Origin of the sequence: Sodalis sp. RH21, assembly GCF_047324175.1 — a bacterium.
Lineage (GTDB): Bacteria > Pseudomonadota > Gammaproteobacteria > Enterobacterales > Enterobacteriaceae > Acerihabitans.
Map to the genome: position 1 here is coordinate 485,113 of NZ_CP178732.1, position 23,879 is coordinate 508,991.

Here is a 23,879-nt window from a genome sequence, read left to right on the forward strand (position 1 = left end):
TTGTTGATATTAAATGGAAATAATTTTTTAACAATTTGAATAATTAAATTGCGAAGTAAATATAAGCGTGGTTAAGTCGTTGAACACAATGAATATATTGCGATACAATAGGCCTCAATTAGCGGAATCGATAAAAACAAATCCGGGTTAATAATATATTTCTTTTAAAAAAGACCAATAGGAGTATTTTATGTTTTAACCGTCTCGCTGAGCGAAGCTGAGTGCCGGAAGGTCTGTCGGCCAATAATTATTTATATAATAATTATCATGGAAATCATATGCCGGAACTTTAAATATATTTCAACGATTATTATTGGCTTAATAGAGTAATTAATTATGGCCGTTCACACCCCTTGGCCTTTTTTATCGCAATGATCGCGATTACGCGTGAATTATTTTATAAGGAGAAAATATGATGCATATTGAGCGACACTATCTGGACGTTAAAAACCCGGACGCGCAGCGTTTGACCACCGACCCGGTTAAATTGGCGGTACGGTTGCATCGCGGCGCGCGGGACCCCGAGTCGTCCCCCCTGCCGGCCATTCTGCTGTGCCACGGGTTCTGCTGTATCCAGGATGTACTGTTACCCGCTTTTGTACGGCTGTTCGCCGACGCCGGCTATAGGGTCGTGACTTTCGACTACCGGGGATTTGGCGATAGCGATGGCGAGGTCGGCCGCATCGTGCCCGAAGAGCAGATCGATGACATTATCACGGTGTATGAATGGTGTAAAACCCACCCCGGCATCGACGGCCGGCGCATCGCGTTATGGGGAACGTCCCTTGGCGGCGGCCATGTGATTGAAGTCGCCGCCCGCCGGCCGGATGTGAAGTGCGTCATTAGCCAGTTGGCGTTTGCCGACGGGGAGCAATTAGTGACCGGCGATATGGGCGCCGAGGAAAAAAGGCGCTTTACGGCGACCATGGTCCGCATGGCCGCCAAGAAAAAACAAACCGCCAGAGAGTTGTTCGTGCCCATTATCAAAGTTATGACGGATGAGGAATCTCGGGTGTTTTTTGAACGGCAAAAACAGACCTATCAGGCGCTGGATATTAAAATACCTTATCTTACGGTATGGGAAACCATGTGTTACCGCCCCATCAACGCCGCGCCCAGGGTAACCCAACCCACCTTTATGGTATTTGCGGAACAGGATAAGGTGATTGCGCTGGAATACGGCCTGGCCCTCTATGAGGCGATAAAGGCGGTCAAAGGTTGCCATATTCAGCCCAAGGCGCGCCATTATGAAGTTTTTGCCGGCGACCATCTCGACCAAATCAGCGAGCGGCAGTTGCATTGGCTGCGGGAATATCTCTAAATGGCGGCGGTAGGCATCCGCCGCGCCAAGGCTTAACCCGGAAATCTTCCGGGTTAAGCCTTGGCGCTCGTCGCCATGCCTTTATCTTTCGGGTGTGGTCAGCATCTCGATACTGCCGGCCGGCAACCCGCAGAATTCCGCCAATACGACCAGCAAAATATTATGATCTTCCAGATGCGGCGCGCCGGACACGGTAACGCTGCCCACGATGCCGGCGTTCGCCACCTGCAGCGGATACCCGCCACCGAGTGCGGCGAAGTCGCGGCTAGCCACGCCGTAGCGTTGCTGTAAGGTTTCCTGACGCAGTTCCAGCATCAGACCCGCCGTATAGGAACCCATGGCCAATAAGTCCACGACATTGCGTTTGCGCCTGGCCCAGTCCAGGTTTTCGGCAGTGGTGCCGGGCATGGCATAACTGAATATCCGGTGCTGGTTAACGGTAATATCAATTGCCAGCGCCAGCCCTTGATGTTCAGCATAGTGCTTGATGCGCTCACCCAGCCGCCAGGCAAGCTGGTGGGAAAATTGCGGCAAATAGAGCAACCGCTGGTGATGTTGGCAGAGGGCGAGCTGCTGTTGCACATTCATAAATGTTACCGTTGCGTGGTTATGTCAGGTGCCCAGATTTATTCGGGACACCTGTCGGGAGGATTAAAGGCGCTTGGCCCCGTCAATGGCATCAAGGGACAGCGCAGCCGGCGGCTGGGATGATGCGGGATCGCACTCTTTTGGCAGCCACAGGGTGATCAATCCGGCGATAATCAGCGAACCGGCCAGTACGCATACCGCAATACTCTGGCCGTAAAAAAAGATCATCACGCCGACGATATAGGGGCCGCAAAAACCGCCAAGATTACCCAGCCCATTGATCACGCCCCGGGCGCTGCCCGCAACTTCCGGCGCGGCAATCCTGCCGGGGATACTCCAAAACGGGCTGGTGGCCGCTTTGAGGAAGAATCCGCACACCACCAGCGAGATGTAGGATGCCACCACATTTTGCCTGAACCATACCGAGGCGAGCAGGCCGGCGGCGAAACAGAATAACGACAGCATGATAAAGGTTCGTCTTTTACCGGTTTTATCCGACAAGGCGGAGATGACGTAAATACCGATAATTGTCGCCACGAACGGCAGGATAGCCAATAAACCCACCGATGCCATGTTGGCGCCGGTCAGGTTTTTCAGGATGGTGGGCAGCCAGAGGGTATAACCATAATCGCCGGTTTGATAAAAAAAGTTGAGCAACACCAATTTTATCAGCCCCTTATTGCGAAATACGTCTCTTAGCGGCGCGTTGGAGATTTTTTTATCCAGGCTGCGCGCGGCTTTTTCCCGCGCCAATTCGGTGACCAAATAATCCCGCTCGGCCGTGGAAAGCCATTTTGCTTCCTGCGGACGGTCGCTTATCAGCGTCCACCATAGAATGAGCACGATAATCGACAGCAGTCCTTCAATAATAAATAACCACCGCCAATCCAGCACGTTAATGATGTAACCGGATACCGGCGCGGTAAACATGCCGCCAATAGGAGCAAACATCATGACAAAAGCGTTGGCGCGGCCGATTTCCTTTTCAGGAAACCAGTTGTTAACCATGGTCAATACCACCGGCAGCATACCGCCTTCGGATACGCCGAGGATAAAACGCAATACCAGCAACTGATAATGGTTGGTCACAAAGCCGGTGGCGATGGAAACCACCGCCCAGGCGGTAAGCGAATAAGCGATAAAACGTTTACCGCTGCCGTTAACCGCGGTACGGCCGCCCGGAACCTGCAGGAAAAGATAGCCGATAAAAAAGATGCCGCTGGCCAACCCGGCCATTTGGCTGGTGATGCCCAGGTCGCTTTCCATTCCGCCCGGCAGCGCAAAACTGATATTAACCCGATCCATAAAAGAAATAATACAGGCAATTAATATCGGTACAATCACGCGCAGCCAGCGGGCTTTAGGGATTTTATTATCCATGATGAACTCGCTTTAACATAATAGAGGATAACCTCTTATCCCAAACAGGGTAAGGGTAATAATAACGTTTAATAAAGTAATTATTATGAGGCGTGCTTAATACTCGACTGCCGTAGGCGCGGCGTTGCCGTTAAAAAAAGCCTCGATATTTTCATAAACTATATCGCTCATCTGAATACGTGTTTCCACCGTAGCGCTGGCTACGTGCGGTTGCAATACCACATTATCCATGGCTATCAGCGCTTGGGGAACATTAGGCTCGTCGGCGAATACATCCAGGCCGGCACCGCCAATCTCCTTATTTTGCAAGGCGCTGATTAAATCATCCTCATTAACTAGAGTGCCGCGCGCGATATTTATTAAAATAGCGTGTTCGGGCATTACCGAAAATATTTCCTGGTTAATAATGCCGATGCTGTTTTTACCGCCGGAGATGGCCACGATGAGAATATCGCTGCGCGCCGCCAGCGCCGGCAAATCCGGCAAATAAGTATAGGGTAGCTCGGTAATCTGCTGGCGGTCGGTATAACCGATCTGCATATCAAACCCGGCGGCCCGGCGGGCGATGGCCTGGCCGATTTTACCCATGCCGAATATGCCAAGTTTCTTGCCGGTGACTTTGGCGGCTAGCGGCATGCCGCCGTTAAGCCATTTGCCGGCCCGGACAAAGCCGTCTCCCAGGCATAGGCGGCGCGAGGTGGCCAGCACCAGGCCCATGGCCATATCGGCCACATCGTCGGTGAGTACGCCGGGAGTAATAGTGACGGTTATGCCGCGCTGCCGGGCGTAATCGAGATCCACCGCGTCGGTGCCGACGCCGAATATCGCGATTATCCCCAACCGCGGCAACCGCTCCAGTACCGAATTGCCCACGCCGATATCGCCGCGGGTCACGATACCCACGATCTCCTCGCCCTGGCGGGCAAGGAAAGATGCGCTATCGTCCATTTCGAACAGCTTGTAAACCTGATAATTGGCCGCCAGCTTCTCCATGAGATAATCCATCACCGGTGCCAGAATAAGTACTGCCTGAGTGTTCTTGCGGTTCATGATTAATCGCCCTGATAAATAACATGGCGTAATCAGACCCGTTTTTACGAGTTGGTTTTGTGATGGAGATCACTTTAAATTATGTTAAAAAATCATGTTACCCATAGCGTGATCTGCCCCTGTTTGCGCGACTTCCGTCCTGCCCTACAACGTGCCGCCAAGAGAGAGGCGATAGTGCAAATCTACATGACCAATGGTGGATATTTTATTGATTTTTTTAATTAATATTTCAGTCGCCACCTGACCCATCTCAAAACGTGGCGTAATGACGCTCGCCAGAGGAGGGGTGGTCACCAGGCCGATATCCAGGCCATGGAATCCGGAAATCGCCATACGCTCCGGCACCGGTATCTGCAAGCGCAGGCACTCTTGCAGCACGCCCACGGCGATATCGTCATTGGTGCAAAATATTCCATCCGTTTGTGGATACAGCTGGCGCGCCAGCGATAACATGCCGGCGCCAATGGACACGGACGATACGGTATTGGGGGAAATATTGCGGGGGAGCAACCCGGCGTTTTCCATCGCTTGCGCATAGCCCAGATAGCGTTTTTGATCGCGCACATCCGACATCGAACCGAAATAGACGATTTGCTTTTTTCCGCTGGCAAGCAGGGTGGAGGTCATATCAAAAGCCGCCTGGAAGTTATCGAAACCCACCGTGATGCGGTTGGCCTGCGGCTCGATATCCATTAATTGGGCGACCGGGATCTCGGCGGCATTCAGGTACTTATCGGCGCGCAGCGTATGGACCGATTCCGTCAGGATCAGCCCGGCGATATGGCACGAGAGCAAATGGATAATTTGCTCCTCTTCCCGATCTTTATTGTAGTCATAGTTCACCACCAGCGTCTCGTAACCGTGGACCGAGGTGACCGATTCAATCCCGGCCAGCAAATCGGAGAAAATCTGATTATTAAATGAAGGTACTAAAATGCCCAGGCGTGGATTTTTGGCGGCGGCAAATATCCTGTTTTCCGGATCGGCGTTGTAATTCACCTCTTCCATTACCTGGGCGATACGCTGGGCGGTTTCCGGTGCCACCTTATCAGGAGTGCGCAGATAACGACTGACGGTCATTTTGGTTACGCCGGCGAGTTGTGCGATATCTTGCAGAGTGACACGTTGAGCTTTCATGCAACCGACCTGAACCGGGATAGAGGGGAACGTAATTATGCACCGTTAACGCTGTTATGAGAATCCTGTTACGGACGCTGCGCCGGGCCATTCCGCTACATTACATTTTTAAATGATATAAATCAATAAATTATCTATTACTTCACGCTATTTGTTCGCTGTTGCCACCCGCCTGCCGGTACGTTTGCCGCCGTAACCTGCAGGCCGGATCACGTTACGGGTAACACCCCGTAGTAACATCATTTTAAGTGATCTTGATCACAGTTCATGGCCGGTTAAAACGTTTTGATAATACGCAGTTTCGCTCATTCAAATAGTTATATTGGCGGTCGGGTATAATCCATGAAAAATCTATTCTCATTGCAAAATAAAAAAGTATTAATCACCGGTTCCGCCCAGGGTATTGGCTTTTTATTGGCCAAAGGGTTGGCGGAATACGGCGCTGAAATTATTATCAACGATATTACGCCAGACCGGGCGGAGCATGCTGCAGCCCAATTGCGCGATAGCGGTTATATTGCCCATGCCGCGGCATTCAATGTCACCAATCATCAGGCGGTTAATGATTCCATCGCGGAGATTGAACAGAATTATGGCGCAATCGATGTATTAATCAATAATGCCGGCATCCAGCGGCGCCATGCCTTTACCGATTTCCCGGAAAAAGATTGGGATGATATTATCGCCGTGAATCAAAAATCCGTATTTTTGGTATCACAGGCGGTGGCGAGATATATGGTTAAACGCCAGCACGGTAAAATTATTAATATTTGCTCGATGCAAAGCGAATTAGGCCGCGACACTATTACGCCTTATGCCGCATCCAAGGGCGCGGTAAAGATGCTGACCCGCGGAATGTGCGTTGAGCTGGCTCGTTATAACATCCAGGTCAATGGCATTGCCCCGGGCTATTTTAAAACCGATATGACCAAGGCGCTGGTGGAAGATGCGCCTTTCACCGATTGGCTTTGTAAACGTACGCCCGCCGCCCGCTGGGGCGATCCGCAGGAATTGGTCGGCGCCGCCGTATTCCTCTCATCCCGGGCATCGGATTTTGTTAACGGCCATTTATTGTTCGTCGACGGCGGGATGGTCGTGGCGGTTTAACGCCATACCCGCAGCGCGTTGTCCCGGTTCCCGGATGTTGGTGATTGCGCTTGAACCCATTTTTGAGGCTATACAATTATTATGATTCTAGATGAATTGAAACTGGCGGTGGAAAACCCGCTCTATCACCCGGTTATTCGCCGCACCCTGCAAGCCATTGATCGGCTGGATTTAACCACCTTGCCGGCGGGGGAAGCGGAAATCGAAGGCCGGGATATCTACCTTAATCACATTCTGGCGCAGACCAAGCCATTGGCTGAACAGCGGCCGGAGCTGCACCGGCATTATATCGATGTGCATATTCTTATTGAAGGGCGGGAGATTATCGGCGCGGCGCCGAGCTGCCAGGGGGAGCGTCCGGCGGGTGATTTTGATCGGGAGAAGGATTTCGGCCTATATGAAGGCATCAGCCATGAAACGCTGTTTTGCCTGGCGCCCGGCGATATCGTGCTGCTGTTTCCTGGAGAACTGCACCGGCCGATGGCGACGCTGTCACAGTCCGCGCCCATTCGCAAAATCGTAGTGAAAATCGCCCAGCATCTGCTGCATGCCTGACGAAAAGCGGACGCTCGCCTTGGGCGGCCGCCTGTTATTTAATCCCTGCGCCGATAGTTTTTATGTGCAAGGCAGCCAGGGATTTTCTGCATTAAAACAGCTTTTTCAATACCGACACTTCCAGCGGCGTAGCCGTCAGATTGGCCAACCCATCAGCCAACGCTTTAAGGTGCGGCGCCTTGCTGTGCTTTTCCAAAACATCCTGGCTTGCCCAATGTTCGACAAAAATAAAGCGATCGGGACGCGCCTGGTCCTGATGAAAATCGTATTTCAGGCAGCCTTCTTCTTTGCGGGTGGTTTCGATACAGGGTTGGACCACGGCCTTGATAGCCTCGGCGCTGCCGGGTTTGCCTTCGATTACTGCGACGACATGTAGATCTGTTGACATGAACTTCTCCAAAATTACTTAGGTGATTTATTAACATTCTGGTTATAGCCTGCTTTAATCATAACGAGACTACATAAAAAAAACATAATTTAAGGAAAATGATATGGCTGGAACCAGCCTGCTGGCGCTGCTGGATGATATCGCCTCGCTATTGGACGACGTGGCGGCCATGAGCAAGGTGGCGGCGCGCAAGACCGCAAGCGTACTGAGCGACGATCTGGCGCTAAATGCGCAACAGGTCTCCGGCGTCAAGGCCAATCGCGAATTACCGGTGGTCTGGAAAGTCGCGAAAGGATCGCTGGTTAATAAAGCGATCCTCGTTCCCCTGGCGCTGATTATCAGCGCATTTATCCCCTGGGCGATTACGCCGCTGCTGATGCTGGGCGGCTGTTACTTATGTTATGAGGGCGTGGAAAAACTGGTGGAAAGCTGGCACCGCTATCAACGTAAAAAACACCCCGGTACCGGCGACGCGCCGCGGGTTGACGTACCCCCGGTCGCGTCAGCGGCGCCGGATGTGACCGTGACCGCGGCCGATGTGCTGGCGCTGGAGAATAAAAAGGTTAAAGGCGCGGTGCGCACCGATTTCATCCTCTCGGCGGAAATTATCGTTATTTCATTAGGCATCGTGGCCGGAGCGCCGCTGCTTAACCAGGTGGCGGTCATGGTGCTGGTCGCGGTGGCCATGACTGTTGGAGTATATGGCATCGTGGCGGCCATCGTTAAAATGGACGATGTGGGGCTGTATATGAGCGAACTTCCCGGCGCGGGCGGCCTGCGCGGCCCGTTGCGCGCCACCGGCCGGGGCGTGGTCCGCGCCGCGCCGCTGTTAATGAAGGCCCTGTCGATCATCGGCACCGTCGCCATGTTCCTGGTGGGCGGCAGCATTCTGGCGCACGGCCTGCCCTGGACCCATGGCTTATTGGACAGCATAACGGCGGGACACCAGGGTATCGTCGGCACGTTGATGACCAGCGCCACCGATATGCTGCTGGGGCTGGCGGCCGGCGCCATCCTCGCAGCGGTGGTGGGCCTGGGCATGAAGATGGCGGGTAAGGGGCATTAAGGCCGGGGCGGACGCTCTTGGTTCAAGGTTACAACGGCGATAACATGAGCGGGCGGCGTTTAGCCCGCAGTTATTTTATTATGGCTTATCAGGCAGTTTATCTCCGGACTCAGGCGCATCTGCCGGGTCGTCTTTGGGTTTTTTATCCGCGGGGTTTAATGGTGCCGACTGCCGGTCCTGCGCCACCGGCAGAGCGGTATTATGTGTGGCAGAGTAAGGTTGACGATAAGTCATAGCGTTCTCCTGTGAAATCAATTGCGGGGCTTAACTTAAGGTTATTCATCGATAATTTCATAACGCTGCTATAAGTATAGCTATAAAGCAGCGATTAAGCAGAGGTCCATCGGGATAATTTCGCGGTGGATTATTTTTCGTTTGTGTTGCCTGGCTGTGGAAATAATTCCCGGGCTGATTTTGTTTCAAGGTGTGAATATTCCTTGCCAGCCCGGGGTGGGCGTCTAGTATTAAAGGTACCGTCAGCATGAATTATGAATTTAACTACTGTTGTACGGTATAAATAATAGGGTTAACAATATGTATGATTGGCGTGAATTTTATAGTTATTTTATAAGGTTAACTTATAGAGTTATCTTGTTCCGTGCGATTAAACAGCGTTAACATCAGGCCTTATTGTTTAAAATAAAGATAATATTGCGAGTGAGTAATGAGTATGAGATTTTAATTCAACCGGAGGTTAGATATGGCAACGCACCGTGGTGGTTCAGGTAATTTTGCCGAAGATCGCGAAAAAGCATCCAGCGCAGGCAAAAAGGGCGGCCAGCAAAGCGGCGGCAACTTTAAACACGACCCGCAGCGCGCATCCGAAGCCGGCGAAAAAGGCGGACGCAACAGCCGCGGCGGCGGCAGAAAGCCCGCTAATTCATAGGTTACTACCGGCGGCTCAGGTCGCGGCTACATAATTATATTCTGTGCAGGCATCAGCCAGGTCATTTTTACAGAGTAATTAATTATGTATCAGCTAACGCAGCTACTTGCCGGGTAAAAGCCCGGCAAATTTATGATTCCCGCCCTACGCCCCCAATTTCCCTGCATGACCGCATACCCTGCCGTTCAAGCTTATTCTTGTGGCGCTTTTACGCGCGCATTGCGGTGTCCGCTTAACGATACTAATATCGGCCTTGGCCCCGCATTCCGCTAAACCATCAGGATAACGTTATGACTGACATTACCATTTATCACAATCCTAGCTGCGGCACGTCCCGCAACACGCTGGCCATGCTGCGCGATCGCGGGCTGGAACCCACGGTGATCGAATATTTGAAAACCCCGCCCAATCATGGGCAGTTGGCCAAGCTTATCAGCGATATGGGCCTGACGGCCCGCGCCCTGATCCGGACCAACAATGAACCCTACGAACAACTGGGGCTGGCGGAAGATAAATGGACCGACGATCGGCTGATTGATTTTATGGTGGAGTATCCCATATTGATCAACCGGCCCATTGTCGTTACGCCCGCCGGTACCCGCCTGTGCCGCCCGAAAGAACGGGTGCTGGAAATACTGCCGCCGGATGCTAAATAATCCGGTGTCGCGCGCCCGTCGATAAAAAGCGGGCAGGGCGGCTGAATCGGATCATGTTATGTCGCAAAAAATGCGGTAATCTCCTGTCCCTCGTTAATAATCAATGCAGCCCGTTCCGGCGGGAAGCAGGTCAATACCAACCGAGGGATGATAGTGGAACCGAAACAGGAGTTACAGCGCGGCCTTAAAGCCCGGCATATTGAACTGATCGCCCTGGGCGGCACCATCGGCGTCGGGCTGTTTATGGGGGCGGCCAGCACCTTGCAATGGGCCGGGCCCTCGGTGCTGCTGGCCTATATCATCGCCGGTCTGTTTGTATTTTTCATCATGCGTTCCATGGGCGAAATGCTGTATCTGGAGCCGGTCGCCGGGTCGTTCGCGGTTTATGCCCATCGTTACATGGGGCCGTTTTTCGGTTACCTCACCGCCTGGAGCTATTGGTTCATGTGGATGGCGGTCGGCATTTCCGAGATTACCGCTATCGGCGTCTACGTCCAATTCTGGTTTCCCGATTTGCCCCAATGGCTGCCGGCGCTGGCAGCCGTCGGACTGGTGGCCCTGGCCAACCTGGCGGCGGTCCGGTTGTATGGGGAAATCGAATTCTGGTTCGCCATGATAAAAATCACCACTATCGTGGTGATGATTGTCGTTGGACTGGGGATTATTTTCTTCGGTATCGGCAATCATGGCCATGCGGTCGGCCTGGCGAATCTTACCGCGCACGGCGGTTTTTTTGCCGGCGGCTGGAAGGGATTGCTGTTTGCCCTGTGTATCGTGGTGGCCTCTTACCAGGGGGTGGAACTGGTGGGCATCACAGCCGGCGAAGCCAAAGACCCGCAGGTCACCCTGCGGCGCGCGGTCAGTAAGATTTTGTGGCGGATATTGATATTTTACGTCGGGGCGATTTTTGTCATCGTTACCCTGTTTCCCTGGAATGAAATCCACCAGAACGGCAGCCCTTTTGTTCTGACCTTCGCCAAAATCGGTATTACGGCGGCGGCCGGCATTATTAATTTCGTTATTTTGACCGCGGCGTTATCGGGGTGCAACAGCGGCATGTACAGCTGCGGACGCATGCTTTATGCATTGGCCAACAACCGCCAGTTGCCCGCCGTAGTGGGGCGGGTATCGCGCAACGGCGTGCCGGCGGTGGGGGTGATGCTATCGATTTTGATGCTGCTGGCGGGGTCATGCCTGAATTATCTCATCCCCAATCCGCAGAAAGTGTTTGTGTATGTCTACAGCGCCAGCGTCTTGCCCGGCATGGTGCCATGGTTTGTAGTATTAATCAGCCAACTGCGCTTTCGCCGCGCCCACCGGCAGGCGATGGCCGCCCATCCGTTCCGATCGGTGTGGTTTCCCTGGTCTAACTACCTGACCATGGCCTTTTTGATCTGCGTACTGGCGGGTATGGCCTTCAGCCCCGATACCCGGTCATCGCTGATCGTCGGCAGCGGGTTTTTAGTGCTGGTATCGGTGATTTACCGCCTGCTGGGTTTTAATGGCAGCGCCATTACGCCCATACCCGCGGCCAAACCGAATGGGAAGCCCTGTGATTAATTTTTGAACATCATCACATAATGCAACCCTGCTCTCCTGCTGCGCTTGTGTAATCGCGGCGCCGGCGGCATTATCTAACCAGCTTTAGATTGTGCCGTTAATATTATGTAGTTGATGTACAGGTAAAACCTAAACTTCCTGTCGCTATCGCTCCCCCTGTGGACGGTGGTCGACAAGCGGTTTAGGTTTTTTTTCGCCTGCGGTTTTAGATCAAATAATCACCATCTCATAAGGCATCCAACCCATTTTTATCTGATTTTCAGCGCCGGAACCGGCCTTTACCCTATAAAACACGGCAAACCGCGCCGGAAAATGAGTTTTATATCGAACATGCGATTTATGTTCAGCCGTTTATGCCGTTAAAGCGCCGCTGGGTCAGCGTAATCTCGCGCTATTTGTTAATAAATTATTAATTATCACCATTACGGCGCAAAAAAGCAGTGTTAATGCCTGATGGTGGTGCAAAAAAACCGCCGCCGGCTGCGATTTGCGCGCTTCAGCAGCATAATGGCTTGTTTAATATATTGATATTATTATAATTTATCGAAATTCGCCAATCTGGCATAACCTGTGCTTGTTACTCTTATCGCGCTCGTATCCGCATCGGCCAATCGATCGTTGACCGCGGGCAAACGGCGGCGCGCACTTTTCACCAAGACTGTTAAATGAGGCGTTGATAATGGAAATTCAAAAACCTTACCTGCTGTTCCTGGCGGATGCGCACGACCGGCTGGCCGCCAAGGTCGCCACCGGCATTCGCCACTGGCACCCGGAATACTGCGTCGGCCAACTGCGTATGGCAGGGTGTCAGGTGGATTGCGGCCTGCCCGATCTTGATATCGCCGCCGCCAGGGCCAAGGGGGCCAAAACGCTGGTAATCGGGGTCGCCAATCGCGGCGGCGTAATTGCCGAAGGCTGGGTGTCGGTACTGCGCCAGGCGCTGGAAAACGGCATGGATCTGGCTGCCGGCTTGCACAACCGGCTATCGGATGTGCCGGGGCTCAAAGCCTTAGCCGACAGTTTGGGCCGCTCGCTGTTCGATGTACGCCATAGCAGCGCCGTCTTGCCGGTGGCCAGCGGCCGCAAACGCAGCGGTAAACGCCTGCTGCCGGTGGGCACCGATTGCTCATGCGGGAAAATGTATACCGCGCTGGCCATCGAAAAAGCCATGCTGGAACGAGGCATGCGGGCCACTTTCCGCGCCACCGGGCAGACCGGCATTCTGGTGAGCGGGGCGGGGATCAGCATCGATGCGGTAGTGGCTGATTTTATCGCCGGCGCGGTGGAGCAGCTGGCGCCGGACAACGAGCCGGAACATTGGGACGTCATCGAAGGGCAGGGATCGCTGTTCCATCCGTCGTTTTCCGGCGTCACCATGGGCCTGATCCACGGCGCCCAGCCGGACGCGCTGGTGCTATGCCACGAACCAACGCGCACCGCCATGCGCGGCGTGGATTATCCGCTGCCGGACCTGGGCGATTGCATGGCGCTGAACCTTAAAGCCGCGCAGCTGACCAATCCGCGGGCGCGCTTTGTCGGCATTTCCATTAACAGCGCCCACTTATCCGAGCAGGCGGCGCTCGATTATATGGCGGATCTTGAGCGGCGTTACGGCCTGCCGGCGATCGATCCATTTCGCCAGGGCGTCGGCCGGATCATCGATCAACTTTAACTGACAAGGCAAGGTATTGCGATGACCAGAATTGTGTATATCAACGGCGACTTGGTGCCGGAACATGAAGCCAAGGTCTCTATTTTTGATCGGGGCTTTTTATTCGCCGATGCGGTATATGAAGTGAGTGCGGTATTAAACGGCAAACTCTTGGAAAATGCCGGGCATATCGCCCGGCTGGTGCGCTCCTGCCGTGAGCTTAAGCTGGCGTTGCCCGTGACTCCGGCGCAGTTGGAAGCCATTCAACAGGAGCTTATCGCCGTCAACCAGCTTAAGGAAGGGGCGGTTTACCTACAGCTGAGCCGCGGCAGCACCGGCGATCGGGAATTCGAGTTTCCCGCCGCCGACGTTACGCCCACCCTGGTGCTATTTACCCAGGCGCGGCCGGTAATCGATCACCCCAAGGCGCTTACCGGCATTAAAGTGGTTACCCTGGAGGATATCCGCTGGCGGCGCCGCGATATCAAAGTGGTGGGGCTGCTGGCGCCCTGCCTGGCCAAAGAGTATGCCCATGCCCAGGGGGCGGACGATGCTTTTTTGGTGGAGCATGGCCTGATAACCGAAGGCAGCGCCTGCAATGCCTGGATTGTCACCGCGCAAGGCACATTGGTGACCCGCCCGCTCAGCAACGACATTCTGCACGGCATCACCCGCCAATCGCTGCTGGAGCTGGCAAAGCGCCATGATATCCCCTTCGAGGAGCGGGCGTTCGGCGTCGAGGAAGCCTATAACGCCCGCGAGGCGTTCATCAGTTCCGCCACTACATTTATCTGGCCGGTGGTGCAAATTGATGGCCGGGCGGTGGGCGACGGGACGCCCGGCCCGGTAACCCGGGCGCTGCGCGGGATTTACGTGGAAATGGCGCTGCGGGCTACCGCCTGAAACGCTATGTGCCGGCGGTCCGGATGTTTAAGTCGGAATATTCGTCCTCGCCGGCAGTTTTAAATGTGATAGATCTCTAGATTGTTAGCAAAATAAGCTATGTATGTTAAGGAAATGGTCTTTAATAGACTCTATCCCCTAACCGGGTCCTAAAGCCCCTCATTGGTGCAAGGGTATCGCCGCCGCGCCGAAGACCCGCGAAAACGCACCGCGGCAGTGCGTCGCGCCGGCCGCGCTAACCGCGGCTAAGCCCGGTTAAAGGGTTACCTCATGCAACATTGGCATACATTTGCGGATATGGCAGACAAATTGCTTAGCATTACTGCTTGGCCTGCATGCTGCCGTTTCCGCCAGCGGGCGGGCAGTCAGGCGATTGCCGCCGAATATCGGGTTGTACGTTTTAAGCTTCAGGATGATGGTCCACGCCCCGGGCGTTTTGCTAAAACTGTATAAAGGGTCCAGATGATGTCAATGAAACTGATAAAAACACCACTTTCCGTTTTGCTTCTCGGCTGTCTGGCGACGGCTTTCGCCGCTCATGCCGATATCGTCATCGGCGTCGCCGGGCCGTTTTCCGGGCCCAATGCCACCTATGGCGATCAATATTGGCGCGGCGCGTCGCAGGCGGCGGAGGATATCAACGCCGCCGGCGGGATCAAAGGTGAAAAAATCACCCTGGTCCAGGGCGATGACGCTTGTGAACCCAAGCAGGCGGTGGCCGTCGCCAACCGCCTGGTGGATCAATCCCATGTCAAGGCGGTGATTGGCCATTTCTGCTCGTCTTCCACCATGCCGGCGTCGGAGGTCTATGACGAAGCGGGCATTATCGCCATTACCCCCGGCTCCACCAACCCGCAGATTACCGAACGCGGCCAGACCGCCATGTTCCGCATGTGCGGCCGGGACGACCAGCAGGGCCTGATTGCCAGCAACTACATCATCGATAAGCTGAAAGCCAAGAAAGTGGCGATTATTCATGATAAAGACACCTATGGCCAAGGACTGGCGGACGCCACCAAAGCGGAGCTGAATAAGCGCGGCGTCAAGGAAGTGCTGTATGAAGGCTTGTCCCGCGGCGAAAAAGATTTTAACGCCCTGGTGACCAAAATCCGCGGGCTGGACCCGGATGTGGTCTACTTCGGCGGCTGCCATCCGGAAGCCGGCCCGCTGGTGCGCCAGATGCGTGAGCAAGGGGTGAAAGCCAAATTTTTCTCCGGCGACTGCGTCGTCACCACCGAACTGGTAACCGCCGCCGGCGGCCCGCAGTACACCAACGGCGTATTGATGACCTTTGGCAAAGATCCGCGCGTGATCCCGGAAGGCAAGGCGGTGATTGAAAAATTCCGCGCCGGCAAGTTTGAGCCCGAAGGTTATACCCTCTACTCCTATGCGTCGGTACAAGCGATAGCCGCGGCTTTCAACGCCGTCGGCGGCAGCGACTCCGCCAAGGCCAGCGCATGGCTGAAAGCCAATGCCGTGGATACGGTAATGGGCAAAAAAGCCTGGGACAGCAAAGGGGATCTGAAAGTTTCCGATTATGTGGTCTATCAGTGGGACGATCAGGGTAAATACCACGAATTACCCTAAATCAATGGCTTAGGGTGATGACGTCAGGCAAGGCCACGGCTCCGGCTGGCGTTATGCCGACCGCCATGGCCCGGCAGCGGGACATGCCCGCAGGCATTCGCCGTTGCCGGGCCTGCCCTGGCGCCACGTTTCCTCAGGTTGCACATTCTGCCCACGTCGTGCGGCCCCTTGCGGGCCGCACGGCCGCCGGGCTGCCGGCCAAACCAGACGAGACAGCTTAATTATGGATTCTTCCTTTCTGCAACAAATGTTTAATGGCCTGACGCTCGGCTCGGTTTACGGTTTGATCGCCATCGGCTACACCATGGTGTACGGCATTATCGGCATGATCAACTTCGCCCACGGCGAGGTGTATATGATCTCCGCATACCTGTGCGCCATCGCGCTGGCGCTGCTGTCCTTTTTTGGCCTGCACTCCTTTCCCCTGCTTATTCTCGGCACGCTGGTGTTTACCATCGCGGTCACCGGCGTCTATGGCTGGGTGATTGAGCGCATCGCTTATCGCCCGCTGCGCAACTCCACCCGCCTGGCGCCGCTGATTTCCGCCATCGGCATGTCGCTGATTTTGCAAAACTATGCGCAAATCAGCCAGGGGCCGCGCCAACAGGGCATTCCCACCATGCTTGACGGTGTGCTGAGGTTTCATATCGGCGACAGTTTCGTCCAGCTCACCTATACCAAAGTCTTTATCCTGATCGCCTCCCTGCTGGGCATGCTGGCGCTGACCTATATCATCGGCCATACCAAACTCGGCCGCATGTGCCGGGCTACCCAGCAGGACCGCAAGATGGCCTCGATCCTCGGCATCAATACCGACCGCGTGATCTCCTGGGTGTTTGTGATCGGCGCCGCCATGGCCGGGCTGGCCGGGGTATTGATTACCATGAATTACGGCACTTTTGATTTTTACGCCGGTTTTATCATCGGCATCAAGGCCTTTACCGCCGCGGTGCTCGGCGGCATCGGCTCCTTGCCGGGAGCGATGCTGGGCGGGCTGATCCTGGGCGTGGCCGAGGCGCAATTTTCCGGCATGGTTAACTCCGATTACAAAGACGTGTTCTCGTTTTCATTACTGGTGGTCATTCTTATTTTTCGCCCGCAGGGTCTGCTGGGCCGCCCCATGGTGGCTAAGGTGTAAAGGGAGGATTTATGTCGTTACCCGCAAAGCGCGCCGCGTTGAATATCCGGCAAAGTATTACCGAAGCCGTCCTGGCCGGGCTTATCGCGCTGATTGTCTTCGGCCCGATGGTGGGCGTGGTGCTTAACGGCTACAGTTTTGATTTCCACGCCCTGCGGTTGGTCTGGATTATTCTCACCGTGATGGCGGGCCGGCTGTTGATCGGCCTGTTTTTGCAAACCGCGCCGGGGCGGCGCTGGCTGTCGCGCTTCACCAGCGATAATGGCGGGGTCTATGTGCGCGAACCGGGCTATAAAAGCCGCCTGCGCTGGCTCCTTCCCCTGCTTATCCTCCTGGGCGCGCTGTTCCCGTTCGTGGCGACCAAATATCTGCTGACCGTGGCGATTCTCGGTTTGATCTATGTGCTCTTGGGGCTGGGGCTGAATATCGTGGTTGGCCTGGCCGGGCTGCTTGATTTGGGGTATGTGGCGTTTTATGCCATCGGCGCCTACGGGCTGGCGCTGGGTTATCAGTACCTCGGGCTGGGATTTTGGTCGATGCTGCCGCTGGCGGCCATTATGGCGGGCCTGGCGGGAGCCATTCTGGGTTTTCCGGTCTTGCGCATGCATGGGGATTACCTGGCTATCGTCACCTTGGGATTCGGCGAGATTATCCGTCTGATTTTAAATAATTGGCTGGCGTTTACCGGCGGCCCCAACGGGGTATCGGTACCGTCGCCGACATTCTTCGGCCTGGAATTCGGCCGCCGGGCCAGGGAGGGCGGGGTACCGATCCATGAGTTCCTCAATATCGCCTATAACCCCAACCTTAAATTTATCTTTATTTATGGCGTATTGATCCTGGTGGTATTGATGGTGCTGTACATTAAACACCGGCTGACGCGTATGCCTATCGGCCGGGCCTGGGAGGCGCTGCGCGAAGATGAAATCGCCTGCCGGGCCATGGGTCTTAATCATGTGCTGGTCAAGCTCTCCGCTTTCACGCTGGGCGCATCCACCGCCGGTATCGCCGGCGTGTTTTTCGCCACCTACCAGGGGTTCGTCAATCCCACTTCGTTTACTTTTTTCGAGTCGGCGCTGATCCTGGCCATTGTGGTACTGGGCGGCATGGGGTCGACGGTGGGGGTGGTGATTGCGGCCTTTGTGCTGACGGTGGCGCCCGAACTGCTGCGCAGCTTTGCGGAGTACCGCGTTTTGCTGTTCGGCATCCTGATGGTGGTGATGATGATTTGGCGCCCGCGCGGCCTGATTCGCATTAGCCGCAGCGGTTTTGCGCCGCGCAAGGGGGTGGCGCCATGAGCGATGCCATTCTCAGCGTCGAGCACCTGATGATGCATTTCGGCGGCATTAAAGCCCTGAACGATGTGAACCTTGAAGTGCGGCGGGGGTCGATTACCGCGCTGATCGGCCCCAACGGCGCGGGGAAGACCACGGTGTTTAACTGCCTGACCGGGTTTTACCAGGCCACCGGCGGCAGCATTATGCTCAATACGCGCCAGCGTCCCACGGATATTATCCAGGTGCTGGGACAAAAATTCCGCGCCGGCGACTGGATACATCCGGCGCGGCTGGCGACCCGCATTTTTTTCAAGATGTTCGGCGGCACCCACCGGGTCAACCGCGCCGGCTTGGCGCGCACCTTCCAGAATATCCGCCTGTTCCGGGAAATGTCGGTAGTGGAGAACCTGCTGGTGGCCCAGCATATGTTGACCAACCGCAACCTGCTGGCCGGCGTGCTCAATACCCCGGCCTACCGGCGCGCCGAAAGCCGCGCCTTGGACCGCGCCTTTTATTGGCTGGAAGTGGTGGATTTGGTGGACAGCGCCAACCGCCTGGCCGGGGAGATGTCCTACGGCCAGCAGCGGCGGCTGGAGATTGCCCGGGCCATGTGCACCAACCCCGAAGTCATTTGCCTGGACGAGCCGGCCGCGGGGCTCAACCCGGTGGAAACCCGCCGCTTAAGCGGCATCATCCGTTTCCTGCGCGATACCCACCGGATAACGGTATTGCTGATCGAACATGACATGGGCATGGTAATGGAGATTTCCGACCATATCATCGTGCTCGATCACGGCGACGTGATTGCCCGGGGCACCCCCCGTGAGATCCAGAATAATGAGAGCGTGATCGCCGCCTACCTCGGCGCCGACGAGGAAGAGGTGACCCTATGAGTGAACCTATGCTGGAATTTCGCGCGGTAGATGTGTTTTATGGTCCAATCCAGGCATTGCAGCAGGTCTCGCTGCAGGTCAACTCAGGGGAGACGGTGGCGCTGATTGGCGCCAACGGCGCCGGCAAGTCGACGCTGCTGATGTCGATCTTCGGCCAGCCGCGCATCGCCGCCGGGCAGATTTTATTTCGCGGCGCCGATATCAGCGCCAAATCCACCCATTATATCGCCGCCAACGGCATTGCCCAGGCGCCGGAGGGGCGCCGGGTGTTCCCGGATATGACGGTGGAGGAAAACCTGCTGATGGGCACCATTCCCATCGGCAACCGCTATGAGGCGGAGGATTTGCAGCGCATGTTCGAGCTGTTTCCGCGCCTGAGGGAGCGGCGCAACCAGCGGGCGATGACCATGTCGGGCGGCGAGCAGCAAATGCTGGCCATCGCGCGGGCGCTGATGAGCCGTCCCAAATTGCTGTTGCTGGACGAACCCAGCCTGGGGCTGGCGCCGATTATCGTCAAACAGATCTTCCAGACCCTGCGCGAGTTAGCCCAAAACGGCATGACTATTTTCCTGGTGGAGCAAAATGCCCATCATGCGCTTAAGTTGTCCGATCGGGGTTATGTGATGGTGAACGGGCAAATCCGCCTGAGCGGCACCGGAACAGAGCTATTGGACAACCAGGAAGTGCGCAAGGCGTACCTGGGGGGAATTTAGGCCGGCAAGGATTACGCGGGGTAATAGTTTGGACGATAAAGAAAGCAGGGATGATTTTCAGTAATCCATCATCCCTTTTCCCAATGGTTCAGAGTCAAAACCCACAGCGCCTAACGGGTGCGGCTACGTGTGTCCTCGCCGCTATTTTGCTGAGAACGGTTTATGTTCGCCAGCGGTTTTCAAAAGCCGCCAGGCGGAACGGTGTCGATATTGGCGCGAATCGTCCTGGAAACGAGATCGGCGCCGACGGGCTTGTCGATTTCATAATAGAAATCGCCGAATACCCCATCGTATCCCTGTAAGAAGGAATAAGCGACAACGACCGGAATGGCTGCGGTGCCGGCGATCGTACCAGTGTCAATCTGACGAAGATTGATTTCCGTGCCGCTATACTGGCTGGTGCGTAAATAGAGTTTCCAGGTATCGCCATCTGCAATTCCCGGCTGACCGCCCGGAATGGTTACCGTATAGTTATTTTGCGCGCTTTGCTGATTGATAATATTGTAAGATCCGGCGGGAAGGGTGGGCGCTAGCAGCGTCGGCGCCGTTACGGTGCTGCCTTGCACCGTAATGACAACAGGATCTGCACTTTGCTGATTGCCGACATTGTCGATGATATCATAAATTACATCATAGGTGCCGTCGCTTAATACTTCAGTGGTAACGAATGATTCCTTGATGTCAATTACCCAAGGAACATTACCGCCAACGTAGGCTTTTTCCACAAATTTATCGCCCCAATGGAAAGTAATGCGGTTACCAATCACGATATTGGTGGGCATATAAACAATGGCCTGAATGCCGGCGGCAATACCTTGAGCGTTAATAATATTACCAGGCGCGTTGGTGACATATACCGGGCGTAAATCACTTGCGAACGGATCGGGTGGTGTTGTATTAATAATATGGTTTGCCATGATGATTCCTTTATTAATAATGAGCGATTAACAGGGAAGCCATTACTTATTTCTGCATTGCTATTTTATATTCAACCAATAAAACAAAATAATCAATTTCCATTTTTGCCGCAGTTTACCTTTAAAAAAGGAAATTGCCTTAATTGCAAAGATTAGAATGAGTTTTGTATTTTATGCCGGCATTGTCTGAGTAATATTAGTATGCCGCTAATGCCACGCTGGTGGTAAATGAAACGAGCTTTTGTTCACCTCTACTTATTTCATAAAAAAATTGCCCCGATGCTGTATCATATCCTTGCAGCTCTTTGAGATTAACTGGTATTGCAATATCTGCTGCGTCCCCGAACTTTCCCTCTTTGACGGTAGTGCTGCGGATGGTTTTACCCCTGGGGTTTTTTATCACTAAAATCAGGCGATAGTCGTCATCCACCGCAACGGCAGGCTGATCGCCAGGGATAATAATATTCATATCGGCGGCGGTATCGGAAATATTCACCAAACCCTGGTGCTCCGTCGGCACCAACGGCGCCAGTAATGTCGGCACGGCCGCTGGCGAACATCGGACTTTTATTTCCAGCGGTTTGGCATCGGCGGTGTTGCCGACATTATCGCTTAAGCTATAAAACACCAGATAATCACCATTGCTTAATATATCGGCATCGTCGAATACCTCGGCGATATCTATGATCCAGGGAAAATTATCGCCATTATAAGCACGCTGAACGGATTTGGCACCCCAAAACAGAGTAATAATGTTACCCGGCAAGACGCTGTCAGGAATATATATAATGGCCTGAACACCGGCGGCAATGGACCTGTCATTAATAATATTGCCTGGCGCCAAATTGGTTATATAGGCCGGACGCAGGGCGCTGCTGTATAGGATTAACTCTACCGATGCGCCGTTCCCGCTGATGGATGCGCTGATGGGGAGGGTGGCACTTCCGCCCGTGCCGGGAGTAGCCGGGTAAGTTATAGTCGTATGCGCGATACCCTGACGATCGGTGGTTACCTGGGTATGGCTAAACCCCACCTGCGACACGCTGCTGTTAAAACCGACCTGGACGCCGGCCACGGGCTGATGGGTGCGGGGATTACGCACCGTTGCGGTAATATTGGCGGTGACGCCCGCAGGTCGCGCCTCCTGGAATTTGGGGTTGGCGGTAATGGTAATCTGGTTCGGCATGATGACTCCCTTAAGGTGAGCTAAACATTGATAACTCTCTCTATATAGATCTAATGGGTAACAGATAGAAATTCAATGTTCTTTTTTGCGTTTTGGGCCGGTTAAAAAAAGCATTTTCATCCGTTTATTTAGGGACTTTTTATTATTGTCATTTTTAACTAACCCCCTGATGCGTTATGCGGGAGATACCGGGTTACAGTCGTTAATTCCTTCCGGGCGGGACGGTATCTATAATGGCACGGGTGGAAAACGATAAATATCGCTGGGCGTTTTGTTTTACGGCTTCATAATAAAAATCGCCATAAGCGCCGTCATAACCTTGCAAAGCAGCATAAGGAACCGTGATCTCCAGGTTAACGCCGAGGGTTGTCACCGGTATGCTGCCCAACGCTATGCTGCGGACGTAAGCGCCGTTAAATGTGGAGGTCACTAAATTGATATAACATATATCATTTAACGCCAATTGCGCCTGCCCGCCGGGGATTACCACCCGGGTGCCCGCCAGCGCCGCGGCCTGGTTGATAATACCGTACGGATTGTCTGGCAGCGCCGGGCGTAACAGCACCGGTTGGGTGTAGGGGCTGCCGGTGACTTCAACGGACAGGGGAAATGACCCCATAATATTGGATACATTATCTTGAATGGTATACCATACTTTATATCTGCCATTGGATAATACCTGCGCTGGGATAAAAACCTCTTGTACATTTATCACCCACGCCGTATCTACACCAGTGTAGATTTTTTGTAAGGTGAAATTTTCCCAATGAAAATTTATAATATTGCCTATATTGATGTCAACTGGATAATAGACAACTGCCTGAATGCCGGCTTTAATGGAGTTAGCATCTATCTTAGTTATTCCCAAGTTATTCGAGGGGGCATTGGTAATATAAATCCGGCGAAAGTCAATGCTGTAAAAATTAATTAATATACCGGCACTTGCGCCGGTAATTGATGCGGTAACCGGTATCACCCCCTCCCCTGAAAGGCCTATGGCATTGCTGGTGGGATAGGTCAGCTGCGCCCGCGCCTGGCCTTGCGCATTAGTCATTCCCATGGCAGGGTTAAGATAGGTATAGCGCACGGTGGTGGTAAAATTTACCTGCGCGTCCTTCACCGGTTGGCGAGAAGAGCTGTCGATCACCGTTGCTATTATCTCAGCGCTGTTGCCGGCCGGTAGCGGCGCCAGCGACTGCGGCTGTGCGCTAAGGGAAATTTGTTGAACCATTATGCCCTCTGCGGTTAAAAAAATAACGGGCCGATCAGGCCACGGTGTCGATAATGGCCCTGGTGGTAAATGATGTTAAGAGTTTACCCGCAGCATTATTATAAATTTCGTAATAGATATCGCCATATACGCCGTTATATCCCTGCAAGTTATTAAACGGAATGGGTACCGTTATATTAACATTAGGCGTTGCGATTCCTATCCCGAACATAACGCTATTGAGCCGGGTACCGCTATAAGTGGAAGTAACTAAATAGGCTCTATATCTGTCGCCCGTTACAATATCAGGCTGGCCGCCGGGAATGGTGATGCTGACCCCCGCCGTCGCGGTGGCCAGGTTAATGGTATTGTACAGGCCGGCGGGCAGCAGGGGGCGTAGCAGCGTAGGGGTACTGAAAGGGCTATTGCGCACTGTAACCTCTATGGGTTCCGCGCCTGATATATTTCCAAATGGGTCTAGCAGGGTATACCATATAAGGTAAGCACCGTTGGATAATACCTGCGCGGAAATAAATGAAGCCAAAATGTCGATCACCCATACCAGGGCGCCGCCAGTATATACGTGCTGGACCGAATGCGCCCCCCAGTGTAAATCAATCACGGTTCCGATGCTAATCGTAGGGGGGAAATATACGATCGCCTGGATTCCAGAGTTAATGGACTCGGGGGTAATTATATTATTAAATGCA

Annotated in this window: 24 protein-coding genes; 14 read left to right on the plus strand and 10 right to left on the minus strand. The window is 54.0% G+C overall.

Features of this window, described 5'->3' with window-relative positions:
* The first annotated feature begins 412 nt into the window (after positions 1-412).
* The gene (locus tag ACL2XP_RS02310) at positions 413-1,321 is read left to right on the plus strand and encodes an alpha/beta hydrolase (protein WP_413736969.1); all 909 of its coding nucleotides are present in this window, start codon (positions 413-415) and stop codon (positions 1,319-1,321) included.
* Positions 1,322-1,402: 81 nt separating this feature from the next.
* Here ACL2XP_RS02310 and ACL2XP_RS02315 read toward each other — a convergent pair whose 3' ends face one another.
* From ACL2XP_RS02315 to ACL2XP_RS02330, 4 genes are all read right to left on the minus strand, one after another.
* Positions 1,403-1,909, minus strand: a complete 507-nt coding sequence (locus ACL2XP_RS02315; RefSeq protein ID WP_413736970.1) for a heme-degrading domain-containing protein — start codon at positions 1,907-1,909, stop codon at positions 1,403-1,405.
* Between the two features lie 63 nt (positions 1,910-1,972).
* The gene (locus tag ACL2XP_RS02320) at positions 1,973-3,289 is read right to left on the minus strand and encodes an MFS transporter (RefSeq protein WP_413736971.1); all 1,317 of its coding nucleotides are present in this window, start codon (positions 3,287-3,289) and stop codon (positions 1,973-1,975) included.
* Positions 3,290-3,385: 96 nt separating this feature from the next.
* Complete coding sequence (locus ACL2XP_RS02325; RefSeq protein WP_413736972.1) at positions 3,386-4,339, minus strand: 2-hydroxyacid dehydrogenase; 954 nt, start codon at positions 4,337-4,339, stop codon at positions 3,386-3,388.
* 144 nt (positions 4,340-4,483) lie between these two features.
* Positions 4,484-5,476, minus strand: coding sequence for a substrate-binding domain-containing protein (locus tag ACL2XP_RS02330; protein WP_413736973.1), 993 nt, complete (start codon positions 5,474-5,476; stop codon positions 4,484-4,486).
* A gap of 342 nt (positions 5,477-5,818) precedes the next feature.
* Here ACL2XP_RS02330 and idnO point away from each other — a divergent pair, with 342 nt between their 5' ends.
* Positions 5,819-6,583 carry a gluconate 5-dehydrogenase gene (idnO, locus tag ACL2XP_RS02335; RefSeq protein WP_413736974.1) on the plus strand — a complete coding sequence of 255 codons (765 nt, stop codon included), beginning with the start codon at positions 5,819-5,821 and terminating at the stop codon, positions 6,581-6,583.
* A gap of 81 nt (positions 6,584-6,664) precedes the next feature.
* Positions 6,665-7,138, plus strand: a complete 474-nt coding sequence (locus ACL2XP_RS02340) for a YhcH/YjgK/YiaL family protein (protein WP_413736975.1) — start codon at positions 6,665-6,667, stop codon at positions 7,136-7,138.
* A 91-nt stretch (positions 7,139-7,229) separates the two neighbouring features.
* On the opposite strand, the gene ACL2XP_RS02345 is transcribed toward ACL2XP_RS02340, so the two are convergent.
* Positions 7,230-7,526: a putative quinol monooxygenase gene (locus ACL2XP_RS02345; protein ID WP_413736976.1), complete on the minus strand. Its 297-nt coding sequence runs from the start codon at positions 7,524-7,526 to the stop codon at positions 7,230-7,232.
* Between the two features lie 103 nt (positions 7,527-7,629).
* Here ACL2XP_RS02345 and ACL2XP_RS02350 point away from each other — a divergent pair, with 103 nt between their 5' ends.
* Positions 7,630-8,592, plus strand: a complete 963-nt coding sequence (locus tag ACL2XP_RS02350) for a DUF808 domain-containing protein (RefSeq protein WP_413736977.1) — start codon at positions 7,630-7,632, stop codon at positions 8,590-8,592.
* Positions 8,593-8,670: 78 nt separating this feature from the next.
* Here the strand turns inward: ACL2XP_RS02350 and ACL2XP_RS02355 are convergent, their stop codons facing one another.
* A complete protein-coding gene (locus tag ACL2XP_RS02355; RefSeq protein ID WP_413736978.1) occupies positions 8,671-8,826 on the minus strand; it encodes a hypothetical protein in 156 nt (51 codons plus the stop codon).
* Positions 8,827-9,292: 466 nt separating this feature from the next.
* Between ACL2XP_RS02355 and ACL2XP_RS02360 the strand changes: the two genes are divergently transcribed.
* The 10 genes from ACL2XP_RS02360 to ACL2XP_RS02405 all read left to right on the plus strand — a co-directional run bounded on the left by ACL2XP_RS02360 (position 9,293) and on the right by ACL2XP_RS02405 (position 19,856).
* On the plus strand, positions 9,293-9,478 hold the full coding sequence (locus tag ACL2XP_RS02360) for a general stress protein (protein ID WP_413736979.1): 186 nt from the start codon (positions 9,293-9,295) through the stop codon (positions 9,476-9,478).
* A gap of 290 nt (positions 9,479-9,768) precedes the next feature.
* Positions 9,769-10,134 (plus strand): arsenate reductase (glutaredoxin), encoded by a 366-nt coding sequence (arsC, locus tag ACL2XP_RS02365; protein ID WP_413736980.1) that lies wholly within the window; start codon positions 9,769-9,771, stop codon positions 10,132-10,134.
* Positions 10,135-10,284: 150 nt separating this feature from the next.
* A complete protein-coding gene (gene thrP / locus ACL2XP_RS02370) occupies positions 10,285-11,694 on the plus strand; it encodes a bifunctional threonine/serine APC transporter ThrP (protein ID WP_413739058.1) in 1,410 nt (469 codons plus the stop codon).
* 679 nt (positions 11,695-12,373) lie between these two features.
* Positions 12,374-13,366, plus strand: coding sequence for an N-acetyltransferase DgcN (gene dgcN, locus ACL2XP_RS02375; RefSeq protein WP_413736981.1), 993 nt, complete (start codon positions 12,374-12,376; stop codon positions 13,364-13,366).
* A 21-nt stretch (positions 13,367-13,387) separates the two neighbouring features.
* Positions 13,388-14,248 (plus strand): D-amino-acid transaminase, encoded by an 861-nt coding sequence (locus ACL2XP_RS02380; RefSeq protein ID WP_413736982.1) that lies wholly within the window; start codon positions 13,388-13,390, stop codon positions 14,246-14,248.
* A gap of 465 nt (positions 14,249-14,713) precedes the next feature.
* The gene (locus ACL2XP_RS02385; RefSeq protein WP_413739059.1) at positions 14,714-15,835 is read left to right on the plus strand and encodes a branched-chain amino acid ABC transporter substrate-binding protein; all 1,122 of its coding nucleotides are present in this window, start codon (positions 14,714-14,716) and stop codon (positions 15,833-15,835) included.
* Between the two features lie 223 nt (positions 15,836-16,058).
* Positions 16,059-16,973 (plus strand): ABC transporter permease subunit, encoded by a 915-nt coding sequence (locus ACL2XP_RS02390; RefSeq protein WP_413736983.1) that lies wholly within the window; start codon positions 16,059-16,061, stop codon positions 16,971-16,973.
* An 11-nt stretch (positions 16,974-16,984) separates the two neighbouring features.
* Entirely contained in the window at positions 16,985-18,271 is a 1,287-nt protein-coding gene (livM, locus tag ACL2XP_RS02395) for a high-affinity branched-chain amino acid ABC transporter permease LivM (protein WP_413736984.1), read from the plus strand.
* Complete coding sequence (locus ACL2XP_RS02400) at positions 18,268-19,143, plus strand: ABC transporter ATP-binding protein (RefSeq protein WP_413736985.1); 876 nt, start codon at positions 18,268-18,270, stop codon at positions 19,141-19,143. The genes livM and ACL2XP_RS02400 overlap by 4 nt, the downstream gene beginning before the upstream one ends.
* Positions 19,140-19,856 carry an ABC transporter ATP-binding protein gene (locus ACL2XP_RS02405; RefSeq protein ID WP_413736986.1) on the plus strand — a complete coding sequence of 239 codons (717 nt, stop codon included), beginning with the start codon at positions 19,140-19,142 and terminating at the stop codon, positions 19,854-19,856. Before ACL2XP_RS02400 ends, ACL2XP_RS02405 begins: the two co-directional genes overlap by 4 nt.
* Positions 19,857-20,035: 179 nt before the next feature.
* Here the strand turns inward: ACL2XP_RS02405 and ACL2XP_RS02410 are convergent, their stop codons facing one another.
* The 4 genes from ACL2XP_RS02410 to ACL2XP_RS02425 form a co-directional block, all read right to left on the minus strand.
* Entirely contained in the window at positions 20,036-20,773 is a 738-nt protein-coding gene (locus ACL2XP_RS02410; protein WP_413736987.1) for a hypothetical protein, read from the minus strand.
* Positions 20,774-20,969: 196 nt separating this feature from the next.
* Positions 20,970-21,959, minus strand: a complete 990-nt coding sequence (locus tag ACL2XP_RS02415; RefSeq protein WP_413736988.1) for an Ig-like domain-containing protein — start codon at positions 21,957-21,959, stop codon at positions 20,970-20,972.
* A gap of 202 nt (positions 21,960-22,161) precedes the next feature.
* Positions 22,162-23,106: a hypothetical protein gene (locus tag ACL2XP_RS02420; RefSeq protein WP_413736989.1), complete on the minus strand. Its 945-nt coding sequence runs from the start codon at positions 23,104-23,106 to the stop codon at positions 22,162-22,164.
* A 118-nt stretch (positions 23,107-23,224) separates the two neighbouring features.
* Positions 23,225-23,725 (minus strand): hypothetical protein, encoded by a 501-nt coding sequence (locus ACL2XP_RS02425; RefSeq protein ID WP_413736990.1) that lies wholly within the window; start codon positions 23,723-23,725, stop codon positions 23,225-23,227.
* Positions 23,726-23,879 lie beyond the last annotated feature (154 nt).